The 16593-nt window shown below is 42.2% G+C and carries 13 protein-coding genes; 8 read left to right on the top strand and 5 right to left on the bottom strand.

Going from position 1 to position 16593, the window contains the following annotated elements:
• Positions 1 to 402 precede the first annotated feature (402 nt).
• Positions 403 to 999: a hypothetical protein gene (locus ACFE6N_RS18260; RefSeq protein ID WP_378938779.1), complete on the top strand. Its 597-nt coding sequence runs from the start codon at positions 403 to 405 to the stop codon at positions 997 to 999.
• A gap of 418 nt (positions 1000 to 1417) precedes the next feature.
• Here the strand turns inward: ACFE6N_RS18260 and abc-f are convergent, their stop codons facing one another.
• The gene (abc-f, locus tag ACFE6N_RS18255) at positions 1418 to 3052 is read right to left on the bottom strand and encodes a ribosomal protection-like ABC-F family protein (RefSeq protein WP_378938777.1); all 1635 of its coding nucleotides are present in this window, start codon (positions 3050 to 3052) and stop codon (positions 1418 to 1420) included.
• Between the two features lie 367 nt (positions 3053 to 3419).
• On the opposite strand from abc-f, the gene ACFE6N_RS18250 reads away from it, so the two are divergent.
• Entirely contained in the window at positions 3420 to 4754 is a 1335-nt protein-coding gene (locus ACFE6N_RS18250) for a putative sensor domain DACNV-containing protein (RefSeq protein WP_378938775.1), read from the top strand.
• Positions 4755 to 4788: 34 nt separating this feature from the next.
• Positions 4789 to 6006 carry an ATP-binding protein gene (locus ACFE6N_RS18245; protein WP_378938773.1) on the top strand — a complete coding sequence of 406 codons (1218 nt, stop codon included), beginning with the start codon at positions 4789 to 4791 and terminating at the stop codon, positions 6004 to 6006.
• A gap of 153 nt (positions 6007 to 6159) precedes the next feature.
• Here ACFE6N_RS18245 and ACFE6N_RS18240 read toward each other — a convergent pair whose 3' ends face one another.
• From ACFE6N_RS18240 to ACFE6N_RS18225, 4 genes are all read right to left on the bottom strand, one after another.
• Complete coding sequence (locus ACFE6N_RS18240) at positions 6160 to 6927, bottom strand: hypothetical protein (protein WP_378938771.1); 768 nt, start codon at positions 6925 to 6927, stop codon at positions 6160 to 6162.
• A gap of 402 nt (positions 6928 to 7329) precedes the next feature.
• Positions 7330 to 8730 carry an MFS transporter gene (locus ACFE6N_RS18235; RefSeq protein ID WP_378938769.1) on the bottom strand — a complete coding sequence of 467 codons (1401 nt, stop codon included), beginning with the start codon at positions 8728 to 8730 and terminating at the stop codon, positions 7330 to 7332.
• A 153-nt stretch (positions 8731 to 8883) separates the two neighbouring features.
• A complete protein-coding gene (locus ACFE6N_RS18230) occupies positions 8884 to 9525 on the bottom strand; it encodes an alpha-ketoglutarate-dependent dioxygenase AlkB family protein (RefSeq protein ID WP_378938767.1) in 642 nt (213 codons plus the stop codon).
• Complete coding sequence (locus ACFE6N_RS18225; RefSeq protein WP_378938765.1) at positions 9504 to 9998, bottom strand: hypothetical protein; 495 nt, start codon at positions 9996 to 9998, stop codon at positions 9504 to 9506. Before ACFE6N_RS18225 ends, ACFE6N_RS18230 begins: the two co-directional genes overlap by 22 nt.
• Positions 9999 to 10212: 214 nt before the next feature.
• On the opposite strand from ACFE6N_RS18225, the gene ACFE6N_RS18220 reads away from it, so the two are divergent.
• The 5 genes from ACFE6N_RS18220 to ACFE6N_RS18200 form a co-directional block, all read left to right on the top strand.
• On the top strand, positions 10213 to 10941 hold the full coding sequence (locus tag ACFE6N_RS18220) for an ImuA family protein (protein WP_378938763.1): 729 nt from the start codon (positions 10213 to 10215) through the stop codon (positions 10939 to 10941).
• On the top strand, positions 10938 to 12443 hold the full coding sequence (locus tag ACFE6N_RS18215; protein ID WP_378938761.1) for a Y-family DNA polymerase: 1506 nt from the start codon (positions 10938 to 10940) through the stop codon (positions 12441 to 12443). The genes ACFE6N_RS18220 and ACFE6N_RS18215 overlap by 4 nt, the downstream gene beginning before the upstream one ends.
• Before the next feature lie 4 nt (positions 12444 to 12447).
• Positions 12448 to 15675, top strand: coding sequence for an error-prone DNA polymerase (locus ACFE6N_RS18210; protein WP_378938759.1), 3228 nt, complete (start codon positions 12448 to 12450; stop codon positions 15673 to 15675).
• Between the two features lie 48 nt (positions 15676 to 15723).
• Positions 15724 to 16218 (top strand): nucleoside deaminase, encoded by a 495-nt coding sequence (locus ACFE6N_RS18205; RefSeq protein ID WP_378938757.1) that lies wholly within the window; start codon positions 15724 to 15726, stop codon positions 16216 to 16218.
• 203 nt (positions 16219 to 16421) lie between these two features.
• On the top strand, positions 16422 to 16593 hold a 172-nt coding region (locus ACFE6N_RS18200), incomplete at its 3' end, for a helix-turn-helix domain-containing protein (RefSeq protein ID WP_378938977.1).

Here is a 16593-nt window from a genome sequence, read left to right as displayed (position 1 = left end):
CGCCCTTATCAGTAAGTACAAATATGCTTCCCTCTCCTACCCGCCTTTGTTTAAAGCCATCAAAAATTAATTAAAGCACAAACCAGCAGGGACAAACGACTGGTTCATCCTGACGCGAATTATATCTTTCGCTAATCTGCTACACTAGACGATAATTTTCATTGTATTTTCTTGCCGGTTGATTTCATAAGTACACTGTTCGCTGCCGCACATTTACTGTCCGGAAATGAACAGGCCTAAACTAAGATTAGGCAAAAAACCACCTCAAATGGCTGTTAAAGCCATATTTCTATTCTGGCATAAGCTTAGTTAAGTATGCTGCAGAATAATACTGGTGCAGATTGATTCCATGAATTGACCACCTTAACCAAAAAGTTTAACATATAATTTAATAAACAGACAATGAAAACTTCAATTAAATCGCTCATCGCTATGGTATGTACAACAATGACTCTAACAGCTACCTACCCAAATAATTTATGTGCAGCAGAAAAAAGCAAAACTACTTTTCTTAAGATCCAAAACTTCAGAAGGATTGTGATAAATGGAAATGTAGAAGTGATGTTGGTTCAACAACCAAGAGTTGGCGTATCTTATGCAGATGATAATAAAGGAACTGTAAAAGTTATTCAACAAGGTGAGGTATTACGCGTTACCAACTCCGATACAGAAAAGTGTAAACTTATTATTTATGTAAATGATATCTACCGCATTGAGGCAAGCCAAAATGTTGTACTGAAAACCGAAGCGAAGCTCAGTACGAAATTTCTCCAGGTTATCCTTAAAGACAATGCCATTGCAGATATTAATACCAGTAGTGAGGGATTATATACTGAAATTCTGGATAACAGTACGTTAAAACTAAAAGGCAATACTAACCACCACGCTTTGGTTATGGGTAAAACGCCTAATTTAACCATAAATGGTTTTGTGTCAGTTCAAACAGATGTTAGGCGTGTAGAAACAACTGACGAAAAAATTGCTGCACTTGCGCTTTAAGTTAAACACCTTTTACAAAACAACTAAAATACTGATATTAAATACATTGCAATCATTTTTTATTTTAATTTACTTTAAAATAAAAAAAAGAAAATGTATCATAAGTATATTTTATCATACTGGCGAATAATTTATGGTGTAGAAATTGATCTGATTGACAGCTAAAATTAATTAGATATTATCTTTGGAGAAATCGTCATTCCCAACTTGATTGGGAATCTTAAGCTAAGCGCTTTAAAATTCTCGCACACGCGGGAATGACGTTTTTTTTGAAGAGTATGCCAAAATGCCGGTTTCCCGAAGTATCGGACCAAATAGTAAAAAGAATTTTATCTGAATGCATTAGTAACATTTAGCTACCCCATAAGCTAAACAAAGGCTAAGCTCAATGTGACGAATTCAAAGTAGTTAGAATTATTTAACTCTGTTCAATTTCCTTCAGGCTATTCATTTTTTTATAGGCTAAAAATCCTTTGATATCTTCGAAATGTTCACGAACACGTTTATTGCCAAATTCAAATACTTTTTGCACCAATCCGTCAAGGAAATCGCGATCGTGCGATACCAAAATCAAAGTGCCATCAAAATCCTTCAGTGCGTCTTTAATGATATCTTTGGTTTTCATATCCAAATGGTTGGTAGGCTCATCCAGTATCAATACATTAACAGGTTCTAACAACAGTTTAATCATTGCTAAACGCGTTTTCTCACCACCCGAAAGTACTTTAACTTTTTTGGTGGTATCATCGCCACTGAACATAAAGGCACCTAACAGGTCCTTGATTTTAATGGAACCGTCGCTCAACGGAATTTGATCAATGGTTTCAAACACGGTGAGGTTCTCATCAAGTAAAGCCGCCTGGTTCTGCGCAAAATAACCAATTTTAGCATTGTGTCCTACTTTTAAGCTGCCTTCAAAATCAATTTCCCCCATAATGGCTTTGATCATAGTCGATTTACCTTCACCGTTTTTACCTACAAATGCAACTTTTTCTCCGCGCTCAATTACCATTGATGCCTTTTCGAAAACCACATGATCTCCATAAGTTTTGGTAAGCTCCTCTACCATTACCGGATACTGACCCGAACGTGGAGACGGTGGAAACTTTAGCCTTAAAGCCGATGTATCTACTTCATCAATTTCGATTACTTCCAGTTTCTCAAGCATTTTCACGCGAGATTGCACTTGTAATGTTTTAGAATAAGTACCCCTAAAACGGTCAATAAATTCCTGGTTATCGGCGATAAAACGCTGTTGTTCTTCGTAAGCCTTCAATTGATGAATACGACGATCAGCACGCAGCTGGAGATAATGGCTGTATTTTGCTTTATAATCGTAAATCCTTCCCATCGTCACTTCAATAGTACGGTTGGTAATGTTATCCACAAAAGTACGATCATGTGAAATCACCATTACGGCCTTTGCCGAATTGATCAGGAAATCTTCCAGCCATTGAATACTTTCGATATCCATGTGGTTGGTAGGCTCGTCCAATAGAATCAAATCAGGTTTTTTCAATAAAATCTTGGCTAATTCAATGCGCATACGCCATCCACCCGAAAACTCAGCGGTTTGGCGGCTAAAGTCTTTACGTTCAAAACCTAAACCTTTTAATACTTTTTCTACTTCAGCATCGTAATTGGTTTCTTCAATTGAATAAAATTTCTCACTTAATTCTGATACGCGCTCGATCAGCTTCATGTAATCATCACTTTCGTAATCAGTACGGATCGTCAGCTGTTCATTCAGTTCATCAAGCTCTTTCTGCATCTGGTTTACCTCCGCAAAGGCTTTCATGGTTTCCTCAAAAACAGTAACATGATCCTGGGTGAGTAAATGCTGTGGCAAATAGGCAATTACGGCTTCTTTCGGACCGGTTACGCTACCGGAAGTAGGCTTGGCTACATCAGCAATTATTTTTAGTATGGTAGACTTGCCAGCGCCATTTTTACCCATAAGGGCGATTTTGTCGTTCTCGTTTATGGAAAAGGTTACATCGCTAAAAAGGGTGGTTCCGCCAAATGATACGGAGATATTATTTACATTGATCACAAATCGGGAATATTAATTAGCGGCAAAGATAAAGGAAAGCAGTTAAATTCTTGTCAAACTAAAACACATAAAAAGAATCTCTTAGGATTCCAATATTTACTCAAAACAAAATAGCAATTACATCTGCACTGTTTAGATTTTATATCAAAAACAGAAAATTACCCCGCATGATGACAGATTTCCAGCTCAAAGCCTGAAAGATTGGTTTGAAAGTTTAATAATCGAATTTTATTGCCTCTATAAGGCTAAAGCAAGAAAGCACACAGCAAAACAATAACATTAAAAAAAAGTGTCAGAAAAAAAACACATTACATCCATTTGCTGTTGTATACCCTAAATTCGACCACATAACGAGCGCTATCAGGCAATGATTGAGGAAAAATCAAAAACAACGGACCTTGCGGCGCATATCCATACCAAGCTGAATCACAGCAGACTGGCACTGGCTACTCCTCCCTTAACTGTTCTCGAAGAACTTTTCGAGTGCCTTTTTTACACCTCGATGAGAACAGAAGAAGGTGAACTGACCAAAGTAGCCGTAACGCTCATTGATCCTGCCAACCCAGATCCGGCTCCACCAAGAAAAATCGTTTCCGAACGATGGAGCTGCGTAGAATTTGCTCAACGCATTCCACTTGATATCAGGTCGCTGGCCAAGCTTTCAAAGGCAGCCGACCCATCTGGCACCTCTCTTGCTGTTTATTATGATCAGGATGGAAAACTCTTTATCTGGGGAATGATCGATCAGGCCATGCACTACCAGAGTTTTCTGAACTATGAATCTGAATCAGGATCTGAACAGCCTGGGCTGTTTCAGGTATTTATAGACGATATTGCCACGCTTAAGGTCATGTTTGACTATGAACTGCTGGCCACCTTAAAACAAAATATACTGGTTACCCGCTACCTGGACGTATTTACCATTGGACCAGTATCTAAAATTATCAGGAAAAATGCCGGTGCCATCAGGGCTGAAATCAAAAATTTCCTGGCCGCATCGCACCCCGGGGAAGATTTTGCAGACTGGGAGGAATTTGTAGACAGTATATGGACCCAGACCCTATCGAGGTTATTGCTAAAAATCCAAAACTACCATCATGGCGGGGCAGTGCTGATCTCAGAAGATAGCAGCGATGTTGACATCAAATACGCAGTAAATTATAAAAGATTGCTGCTGGCCATCAGCGGCTACCTAAAGCAGGCCATCAATAGCTATATTACAGAAAACAGGATTGACCAAAGGTTGGCGTCGGGCAAGCAAACGGTCACTAAATTACTTTACGAGCAGGAAACTATTGCCCTGCATGCCAAAACAGAGGTGGCCAACGAAATTAAGGGTTCGGTGAGTTTCATCGCCTCTCAAAGCTGTGTTGACGGCGTCGTGTTATTTGGCCAGGATATGGTGGCAAGGGGATTTGGAGGTGTGATCCGTTCTAAAAAAATGCCAAGAAAAATCTACATTTCTGCTACGGCCACTGCAACTGCTAAATCACTGCTACCAACAGACCCGAAACACTTTGGTACAAGACACCGCTCCATGATCGCCTATTGCTGGGAGCACCCTGGCAGCTTAGGTATTGTGGTTTCACAAGATGGAGATATCCGTGTGTTTTCAAGAATCGAAGATAAGCTGATCATGTGGGAGAACATCAAAACACAGCAATATCAAAAGAGTGGAAAGCTCAAAGCAACAAGAAGCTAAACATAGATAAAATTAACGCTACAATTAATATAATTTGAATAATATAGCAATACTTCCCCAGAACGAAAAGCAGCGGCTACAGGCACTTGATTCTTATCAGATTATGGATAGCCTGCCTGAAGAAGATTTCGATGAGCTGACAAAAATGGCTTCACAAATCTGTGGAACGCCCATTGCGCTGATTACCCTGTTAGATAGCTCTCGACAGTGGTTTAAGAGTAAATTAGGCATTGATGTTCAACAGACCCCAAGAGCGCATGCTTTTTGCGCACATACCATTATTGATCCAAGTGGGGTGATGGTAGTTAGCAATGCCAGGGAAGACCAGCGGTTTGCAGAAAACCCTTTGGTTACCGGCGATCCGAACATTGCATTCTATGCCGGAATTTCACTACTGACACCGGAAGGAATGGCGCTAGGTTCGCTCTGTGTAATAGATACTGTTCCAAGAAAGCTCGATGAGCAGCAGATCTGGTCGCTCAAGGTACTGGGAAAACAGGTGATTGCCCAAATGGAACTGAGAAAAAAACTGCTGCTGCTTTGTGAAACGAACAGACGCCTTGCTGAGACCAACCAGTTTATGCAGCAGTTCGCCACAACTGCCGCCCACGATATCAAAAATCCATTGACTACCATTTCAATGAGTGCCGAATTATTAACCAGACACCTTGACAATAACGGTGATAAAAAAGGCCATAAATTAGCATTGGCGTGCCTGAATGGCATAAAAGCCCTTAGGAAACTTATTAACGACATGCTAGACTACTCCATTAGGCCAGAAATTCTAACAGCACAGCATGAAACCATTGAACTTGGTAGCTTCTTACGCAAAACAGTATCGATGCTCAGCATTCCTGAAAATGTACAGATCAGTTACCCGGAAGCCAAAATCGAGATCAGCACCTCAGCCATTGCACTGCAGCAGATTATGATTAACCTATTAACCAACTCTGTGCGGTACAATGATAAACAGACCTGCCTGATTCAGATAGATTGCGTTATTATTGACGACCTGGCCAACATTACCGTTCGCGATAATGGAATAGGCATTAGAAAAGAAGAGCTGGAGCGTATCTTCCAAAGAAATGTTACCTTGAACACTTCAGACCGTTTTGCTCAGAGTGGAACAGGGATTGGACTTGCTACAGTAAAACTTTTAGTAGAAAAGTTAGGCGGTGAGATCAGCGTCCAATCAACCCCATACATCGGCAGCGCATTTACCTTTACAATCAGATCAAAAAAAACAGCATAAATACAAGTTTAAAAGCATTATATATTTGAAAATTATAGTTAAGCAGCAAAAAACCAACGCTTAGTAAGTATTCAGGTCATCTGTTTGATGAGATCATTTGCTGAATAATTATCCTTTTTCTGCTCAACTGGCGATGCGCACAGATCTGTCGGTTTATCTCTTAGCAGTTAAACTTTTGAGGCCTTTAAGTAAATAATGTTCACCGTCTGACCAAAGAGTCTGACCTTTTGTTAGCCAGGACAGCCCGAACGCTTCTACGGCAATGGATTCAAATACGTAGATTACCGGAAAGCCTTTCAGGTCGGGTTTGAATATAAAGTACAGGCCTAAAATAACCAGGCAAGCAATGATGATCCAACCGCAAACCTTGAAAACAATATTCCGTTTACCTTTCTGGCTTAGTTTCCCATCGGTATTAAAACAATTTTCTTTTCTGCCTTTGGTAAAAAATACCAGTGAAAGAATAGCCAGTACAAACAGAAAAGTTGCCGCAAATATAAAGTGAACAGCAGTGCCGGCAAGTTTTGGGAAAACGCCTCCGCTATTGGTATGAACACTGTTAAGACAGTCTTTGCACCGCTGGATGGTAGGTACAAATGCTACACCTATGCTGCCAATTCCTGCAATAAAAGTAAGCAGACGTTCTTTCCAGTTGTAACCGGAATAAGTGATTAAAAATGCGCCAAGTACACAAAGGATAACCACCAGAATGTCGCCTCTATCGGTGTAAAAATAATCACTGATAGAGGGTTCAAAGCCATAATATTCTGAATCACGGCTGGGAAAAATGGCCAGGGCAATTGGTAGTGACACGCCACCGAAGCCAATTAAATTACGCAATGTAAGGTAGGAGAAAACCAATTCATTATTGTCTTCTTTAAGCTTATCGACCGAAGTAACTTCATTTTTTAGTGTTTTCATTTTAATTATGGATTTATAATTCTTTAATACTGCTGATTGAATGTTAGCCAAAACGACAATAACTTTCGAACGGTGATTCATTGAAAAACTGATCTCCGGTTGATTCCTGTGGAAAATTATTATCATTCATCTGATATTCCTTTATATCAGCGCCTTCATCACTGCTAAATACAGTTTTAGCGTATCATCATACGCTTTCATGATTTTTTGAGTTCACCATTTGGCGCAACAATCATTAAATATCTGGATAACTGAATCTTTAAGGGCTTTTGATAAGATATTAACAGATACTTAAATATAAACAGATAAGCACTCCAATAAAATACTCAATACCAGGTATTTAAAAGAAAATATTTTAAAATCCAGATAGTATTAAAACCGTAGCAAATTCGCTTATTGCAATCATTTTAAATTTTCACCATCCTTAAAATGTAAGCGCCTAAATACAAGGCCTGATAGTATAGTCAGGGCACCTACTACAAGAAAGGTATACCTGAATGCATTATGGATATCATCATGGATGAGTTTTACATCTCCCTGAAATATTTTTAAAATAATCAGCCCGAAGGCAACACCAAAGCCGATTGCCAGCTGCTGATTAACGGAGATTAAAGAATTGCCACTACTGGTATGATACTCACGCAGATCAGCAATAGAAATGGTGTTCATGGCCGTAAATTGAATGGAGTTAAAAAAGCCCATCATCACGATGATGGGTACATAGTAGTAAATAGACGAACTGATGGCGGGTATCGCCATTGTACAGATCAGACAGCCAATGATAAAAGTATTGGCCATTAATGTGGTTCGGTAACCAAACCTGTTCAGGATTTTAATGACCTGCGATTTTGCAAGAATAGCGGTTAGTGCCATAGGGGCGATGATCCAGCCAGAAACTACTGCAGATTGGCCGTAAGCAATCTGAATCATCATGGGCAATAATAAAGGTATAGCACTGATACCCAAACGTGTGGCAAGGTTACCGAGTATACCCACCCTAAATGTTCTCACCTGAAACAGGTTCAGTGGAAAAATAGGATTATTGTCTGTTACGGCATGCCGGTAATAAAAATAAAGCATCAATACACCAAGTGATAAAATAGCCAGGGCGGGCGTAGTGTAAACCTCGTCTCCCAGGAGTTCCAGCGCAATAGAGAGCAACAATGATGCTGCAGCAAATATCAGAAAACCACGCAAATCAAAATCAATCACATCAGATCGATAATCAGGCATGTACCGCAGGCTAAGCACAATACCCAAAACACCCATCGGTATATTAATCAAAAATATCCAGTGCCATGACAGGTAGTCTACCATATACCCTCCAACAAGCGGGCCTAAAACGGGGCCAATGAGCGCTGGTATAATTGCAAAGTTCATCGCTTTCAATAAATCTTTTTTTGGAAAACTCTTAACCAAGGCTAATTTACCAACCGGTGTCATCAGACTTCCCCCCACCCCCTGTATGATTCTTGACATGACCAGTTGAGTGAGGTTTCCGGAGAGCGAACAAAACAGAGATCCTGCGCTGAAAAGTACCAATGACAGAATAAAAACCCTCTTGGTTCCAAACTTATCAGATAAAAAACCACTTACCGGCATAAACACTGCAAGTGTTAATACATAACCGATAATGGCATTTTGCATATTCAAGGGAGATTGATGAAGATCTTTCGCAATAGCCGGAAGCGAGGTATTGAGTATCGTCGAATCGAGCATTTGCATAAAAATAGCGGTAGCCAATATCATTGGCAGCACACGTTTTGTAGCCTCTATATTTTTTGATGGTAAATGTTGCGGCATGGCTAAATTGGTCTGTTTTGATGATATAACGTTCGGTATTTTTAAATTATCTTACCCAGGCACAATATTAAGTGACTGTAAATATATAGGCAATAACACCTCACCTACAAATTTGGTTGTTTAATTTTAAACTTAACTACCCATATCATCATATCATACAGATGGATTAATGATTCGCCTAAAAGTCAGGTTTACCCTAGGCCCAATAGGTTGAGCGGTCTTGGCAATCCGGTGTTCCCATCTTGCCTGCAAATCACCTTTCATAATTAAAAGAGATCCGTGTTCCAACCTGACGGCATATTTTTCCCGTTGATTTTCTTTTTTCCGGATATCAAAACTGCGTACAGCGCCAAAGGAAACAGAGGCGATAACCGGATGCGATCCCATTACCGTTTCCTTATCACTATGCCAGGCCACCGAATCATTGCCGTTACGATAATAATTGAGCAATACACTATTAAAGGTAATTCCGGCAATAGGTTCCACCCATCTTTTAAGTTCCAAAAGTGGGGTTGTCCATTCCATTAGTGCTGACTTGCCTAGGACTCCATAGTCAATGTCCTCAATATCTCCATACCAGGCGGTAAGCCGGGGTGTAAGTACTTCCCGGTCGTACATTTTTACAAGCCTTTGCTGCCAGGGCGTGTTCTGAACAAAGGTTTTGAGCAACAGATCGCTTTGATCCTGATCGATAAAACCAGCGTGGTATTCGAGCACATCTCTTGGTAGTCCTGCAGATTGCCCGCCAGGAGCAAAAAAACTCAATTGTTCCATTACCTGTTCACCTCTTCCCATCCAAATGATTCTTTTTTATAAACCAGCGGCTTTGCAAGCAACGAAAAATCATCCGAAAAATCATGGTTGAATACCTGGAAGTTCACCGACCATTCATCTTTGAGCAAACCTGGCACAAACTTCGAAAATATGCCTTGAAAGCTTTTAAAATTAATCCCTTCTTTGCAGATGATCATATAGGCAGCATCAGACCTTAACACCACTTTTTCGACCAGATTCGGCCAACGCGAACAGATTTCATGGGGAAGGCAGTTAAAATACTGTGCATCAATATGACCGGTAAGACCAATCAGAAGATCCTTGCTAAGTTCATCACAATTTTGAAGCTTCCAGGTACCTTGCCATTTTTGCATACTGCCAATCAGTTCACCATCCAGCACGATCTTCCAAGGTTCTCCAACCCCAAAACGGATCAATTGATAAATCACTGATATTCCCCTTTCATCCTCAAAAAAATATTCCAACTCCGTCATAAAAAAGATCCTTTTTCTATTTTTTAAGATCAAATATAAATATTTTTACTAAATAAATTAGTATTTATTAACATTTTTAACGTTCAAACGTTCAATAATATGACTTAAAACCATAATTAAATATTTTTGTTCACAATTTAATAATACTAATATTTTTAGTATTATTTTTGCAAGGGTGATATCGAAATTATTTTCCCTGCTCTCGCAAAAGGATATGGCGGCTGTTAAAAAGGATATTATAGGCAAACTTCAGGAACAAATACTGAATCTTCAGGGCTTTAAGCCTGAAAGGAATGCTCATGGGATAGACTTTGGACTGGGCATAATTTCCAATGCTTTCCCGGGTAATGCATTTCCATTGGCTGCCCTGCACGAATTTTTAGCGACAAATCTGGAAGATGCAGCGGCAAGTGGCGGCTTTATTTCTGTCCTGCTTTCTACCCTGATGAAAAAAGGTGGTCTTTGCCTGTGGATCAGTACGCAACGCAAAATCTTCCCTCCTTCACTCATCACTTTTGGTCTATCGCCAGAACGCATCATTTTTATTGACCTGCAAAACGAAAGGGATGTATTATGGGCAAGTGAGGAAGCATTAAAGTGCGAAAGCCTCACTGCAGTAGTAACTGAACTGGATGAGATCAGTTTTGCGCAGAGCAGAAGACTCCAACTGGTAATCGAAAAAAGCAGGGTTACCGCTTTTGTAATCCGAAAAAATGCAGAAAAACTCAGTTCTACCCTGGCGGCCGCCAGGTGGCGCATATCTGCCATGCCAAGCGGGGCCATTGATGGATTACCCGGACTAGGCTTCGCCAGTTGGCATGTTGAACTGCTGAAGGTTAAAAACGGAATACCGGGCAACTGGATGATCGAATATGCAGCCGGAGTTTTTAAACCAGTAAAACAGGTACCTTTTAACGATCTGAAAATCAGGAAAGCGGTATGATGCAAAAAAGATATATGTCTATATGGTTTTCTACCCTGCTTACCGACTGGATCCGCATCAAGCGGCCAGCTTTGAAGGATTTGCCGCTTGTTTTTTCAGATAAAGCCGGTAACCGAATGGTGATTACCGCTGCCAGTAAAGAAGCGGCTTCGCTCGGTATCCACCTGGGAATGCCGCTGGCGGATGCCAGGGCGATCGTACCCGATTTGGAAGTCATCGAAAACCAATGCCATAAATCCAAAAAATTATTAACCGCACTTGGCAGGTGGTGCATCCGTTACACACCTTTGGTGGCTTTAGAGGAAGATCAGGGCCTGATTTTAGATATCAGCGGCTGTGCTCATCTGTGGGGAGGTGAAAAAGCCTATCTCCGCGAAATCGTTAACCGCTTACGTGAGATAGGCTATCAGGTCAGGGCTGCGATTTCAGATACTATGGGTACTGCCTGGGCCGTATCGCGTTATGGAAGGGTTTCCCCCATTATTAAAAGTGGTGAAGAGCTGAATGCGCTTCTGCCTCTGCCGCCAATGGCGCTCCACATTTCGCCCATAGCCAGTCAAAAATTGATCAAGCTTGGGCTAAAGACCATCGGCAATTTTATTTCTATGCCACGATCAGTATTGCGCAGAAGGATCGGCGAAGACAGTATGGAAAGAATTGAGCAGGTATTGGGACAAAAAGAAGATTTTTTTTTACCGATTACTGTTCCTGAAGTTTATAGCGAAAGATTGGCCAGTATGGAGCCGATCAGAACACGGAAAGGGATTGAAATCGCCATCGAAAAACTGCTGTTTCAGCTTTGCGCCAAACTGCAAATTGATGGAATGGGCCTCCGTTCGGCCCTGTTGCAAAGCTACCGGATAGATGGCCAGGTAATTAAAACCCAAATTGGTACCAATAGCCCAAGTATCAATACGAGCCATCTTTTCAAGCTGTTTTCACTCCAGATCGATAAGATTGAGCCCAAAATGGGTATTGAACTTTTCACTATGGATGCGGTTAGGTTTGACCGGATGGATCCAGGTCAGGAATCTTTATGGATGACAGAAAAAAGTATGAGCAACCAGAAGGTCATTGAACTTTTGGATAGGCTGGCCGGAAAACTGGGTGCCCAGGTCATTCAACGCTATCTGCCACAGCCTCATCACTGGCCGGAGCGATCCATCAAAAAGGTGGATTCCATTACCGAGCCGCTTTCTTTACCCTGGCGCACTGACCGCTTGCGCCCGGTACAGCTACTTAAAGTACCAGAGCCTGTACAGGTTACTGCCCCTATCCCCGATTATCCACCCATGCTGTTTCGCTATCAGGGCGTTACCCATCAGGTAAAAAAAGCAGACGGGCCGGAACGCATTGAACGTGAATGGTGGCTGGAAAAGGGTGAGCATCGGGATTACTATCAATTGGAAGATGCAGAGGGAAAACGCTACTGGCTTTTCAGATCAGGTCATTATAGTCCGGAGAAACCCTCTCAATGGTTTATACACGGTTTTTTTGCTTAGTGAAATGGAATATATAGAACTTCAGGTAACGAGTAATTTTAGTTTCCTCAGGGGGGCTTCACACCCGGAAGAATTGATCGATCAGGCGGCAGTTATGGGCTACCGCAAGCTGGCCATTACCGATCGCAATACCCTGGCAGGGATTGTGCGTGCACATGTAGCGGCGAGAAACCACGCTATCGAACTGATACCTGCCTGCAGGCTCGACTTAATGGATGGGCCATCGATATTGGCTTATCCAACAGGCAAGGCCGCCTATTGCCGTCTTTCTGCTTTGCTTAGCCTGGGCAATAGCCGGGCAGAAAAAGGCAGTTGCCACCTTTATCAGGCTGATTTGTTTGAATATAGCGAGGGTATAAAGTTTATTGTAATCCCCCCAGATGAAATGAACTCCATTTTTGATTACCAGGAGAATTTTAAAGCTCAACTGTCAGATTTCAGAAAAAAATTCGGCAATAATCTGTTTTTAGCTGCAACAATGGGTTATACCGGAGCTGACCACAAAAAACTGTTCAGGCTAAACCAGTTATCGCAGGTGCTGGACATTCCGCTTATTGCCACAAACGATGTACATTACCATCATCCAGACCGGCGGGAGCTGCAGGATATACTCACCTGTACGCGCGAAAAATGCACGGTTCAAAACGCCGGTTTTTTGCTCCACCAGAATGCAGAGCGGCATTTAAAGGACCAGGCAGAAATGACCAGGCTCTTTAGGCAGTATCCACAAGCCATAAAAAACAGCATCTTATTGGCTGAGTCCTGCCAGTTTTCGCTGGACAGTTTAGAATATGTGTATCCTGAAGAAATTACTACCGATGGGAGATCGCCACAGGAGGAACTCAGCTATCTTTCCTGGAAAGGCGCCAAAGGGATGTTTGGTGAAGAAATCCCGGAAAAAATTACGGCCAACATTCGGTATGAACTTAAATTTATGGAAGAAATGAACTATGCTTCCTATTTTCTTACTGTATATGATATTGTCAGGTTTGCGCGTTCAAAAGGAATTTTATGCCAGGGGCGCGGCTCTGCAGCCAATTCTACGGTATGCTACTGCCTGGGCATAACTTCGGTCAACCCCACCAAATTCGACCTTCTTTTTGAGCGTTTTATCTCTTCAGCCAGAAATGAGCCGCCGGATATTGATGTGGATTTTGAACATGAACGCAGAGAAGAGGTGATCCAGTATATTTATCAGAAATATGGCCGCGACCGGGCGGCCATTGTGGCTACCGTAACCCAGCAGCATCAAAAAGGTGCAATACGGGATGTGGGTAAGGCCATGGGACTTTCGGCAGACACCGTGGCCAAGTTATCAGGGGCAATCTGGGAATTTACCGACGAATGGTTTGAAGAGGCGCGGATACTGGAAGCCGGACTCAACCCAAAGGATCCGCTATTAAAAAAGGTATTGCAACTTACCGGGCAAATGATGGGTTTTCCCCGCCAGCTGGGCCAGCATACAGGTGGATTTGTGATTACCCAGGGTAAACTGACCGACCTCTGCCCCATTATAAATGCCCGTATGGCAGACCGCACCAATATAGAATGGAACAAAGATGATATCGATGCATTGGGTTTTCTAAAAATTGATGTGCTGGGATTGGGTATGCTCACCTGCATCCGGAAAGGATTTGAGCTGGCCAAAAAACATTACGACCTTGATTTAACATTGGCCAATATCAATGAAGAGGAAGATCCAAAGGTATATGAGATGATCAGCAATGCAGATACTATTGGCGTTTTTCAGATCGAAAGCCGGGCACAGCAGTCGATGCTGCCACGTTTACGCCCCAAATGTTTTTACGACCTGGTAATCGAAGTAGCCATTGTACGTCCGGGGCCTATTCAGGGAGATATGGTGCACCCCTATCTGAGGAGAAGGAATAATGAAGAAGCTGTTGAATATCCTTCGCCAGAGCTGAAAGAAATATTGGAGAGAACGAAAGGTGTGCCTTTGTTCCAGGAGCAGGCGATGAAAATTGCCATAGTAGCGGCGGGTTTCTCTCCGGCCGAGGCAGATGCTTTAAGGCGCAGCATGGCCACTTTCAAATTTAAGGGGCTGGTCAACCAGTTTGAAAAAAAACTCATTGATGGGATGTTGGAACGCGGCTATAGTGAAGATTTTGCCAAACGTATCTTCAAACAGCTGGAGGGGTTTGGAAGTTACGGTTTCCCTGAAAGCCATGCCGCGAGCTTTGCGCTCCTGGTATATGTGTCGTGCTGGCTGAAATGTTACTATCCCGATGTTTTTGCGGCAGCATTGATCAACAGTATGCCCATGGGCTTTTATCAACCGGCACAGATTGTAATTGATGCCAGGAACCATGGCGTGGAGGTGCGTGCGATAGACGTTAACCATTCGGCCTGGGACAATATACTGGAGGAAAAAATCGGAAAATATCATGCCATTCGCTTGGGCTTTCGCCAGATCAAGGGGATTGCACTGGAAGAAATGGAATTACTTGTTAAAGGAAGAGCAGCTTCCTATAAAATGATACATGAGCTTATGGATGCCGGTGTATCACAACACACGCTGGAAATTTTGGCTGATGCTGATGCTTTCCGCTCACTGGGAATGGATAGGCGGCAGGCACTTTGGGAGGTTTCGGCACTGGCAGACCGCCCGGTTGGCATATTCGAAAAACAAGCCTCTGAAAGTGAAAAAGAACCACAGTTATCACTGCCGTTGATGCGTGATTCTGAACATGTTGTACACGATTATGCCACTACGGCGCTGTCGCTCAAAGCACATCCCGTAAGTTTTGTGCGCGAAAAGCTCAGTTTGCTTAAAATCCTTTCTACCAAAGAGGCAGCAGCATCCTGGGATGGCAGATTGGTAAAAGTTGCAGGGCTGGTGCTGGTACGCCAGCGTCCTGGAACTGCCGGCGGAGTCTGTTTTATCACTGTTGAAGATGAAACAGGTGTAGCGAACCTGGTTGTTTTTCAACATCTTTTTGAAAAGTACCGAAAGGAGATCCTGGGTGCAAGGCTTCTGATGGTAGAAGGAAAACTACAGCGTGAGGGTGAGGTGGTGCATGTTATTGTTAAACGCTGTTTTGATCTGACCAGGCTGTTGAAAGGGCTTACTGATACGGGGCATGAAGAACTGCCTTTATTAACGCTTTCAAGGTCAGACGAACGCGTGCCTTACCCCACTGAAAACAAACGTACACAAAAAAGAGAGCAGGCAGATGGAACAGTATTCCCTCCAGCCAGGAACTTTAAATAGTTTCGGGTTGATGCCAAAACCAATAGCCAAAATCAATGTTGTTTTAGCATGGAAATACACGAAAAGTTTATGGCAAAAGCCATTGCATTATCAGAGCAGAATCTGCGGACGTTAAATGGCGGACCGTTTGGGGCTTTAATTGTGCGCGACGGTAAGATACTGAGTGCTGAAGCCAATTCAGTTACGCAGGACTGTGACCCGACGGCCCATGCAGAAATAAATGCAATCAGGCAGGCAGCAAAAAAAATCGGCAAAGCCGATCTGTCAGGCTGTACAATTTATACCAGTGCAGAACCCTGCCCAATGTGCTTAAGTGCCATATACTGGTCCAATATTAAGCTGGTATACTATGGAAATACCAGAACAGATGCGGAATGGGCAGGCTTTGGTGATCAATTTATTTTAGATGCCTTACAGGAACCGATAGAAAAACAGCCAATAGCATTTGAAAGGATTATGCCCGGAGAAGCCATAAAAGCGTTTGAGCAGTGGCGTGCGGGAGGCCAAATGCTGGAAGACAAAGTTAAAGATGGATCGTTATAATTGCTTCGTAATGTAGCAGTAACAATCGATAGATTACAGTTTACCAGATGATCAGCTGCGCTAAAACAGAATATAACCACCCCGCCCTACGGGCACCCCTCCTTAATAAGGAGGGGAGTAACCATTATATGCTGTAATCTGAATTAGTCAAAACTTAATCTGACAGTTACGATAAATTAAACAACGTAACAGAGATTAGTATTATGACTACACAATCAAAGATCATTAAGAACAAATTAGGTATCCTAGAGCTTGCTCAGCATTTGGGCAATGTCTCGCAAGCCTGCAAAGTAATGGGTTATTCACGCGATAGCTTTTATCGTTTCAAAGAACTTTATGAACAGGGTGGTGAGCTTGCCCTTCAGGAAATCAGCA

It is taken from the genome of Pedobacter sp. BG31 (genome assembly GCF_042464845.1).
GTDB classification, from domain to species: domain Bacteria; phylum Bacteroidota; class Bacteroidia; order Sphingobacteriales; family Sphingobacteriaceae; genus Pedobacter; species Pedobacter suwonensis.
The sequence above is the reverse complement of the archived record's forward strand: the minus strand, read 5'-3'. Positions and strand labels throughout refer to the sequence as shown.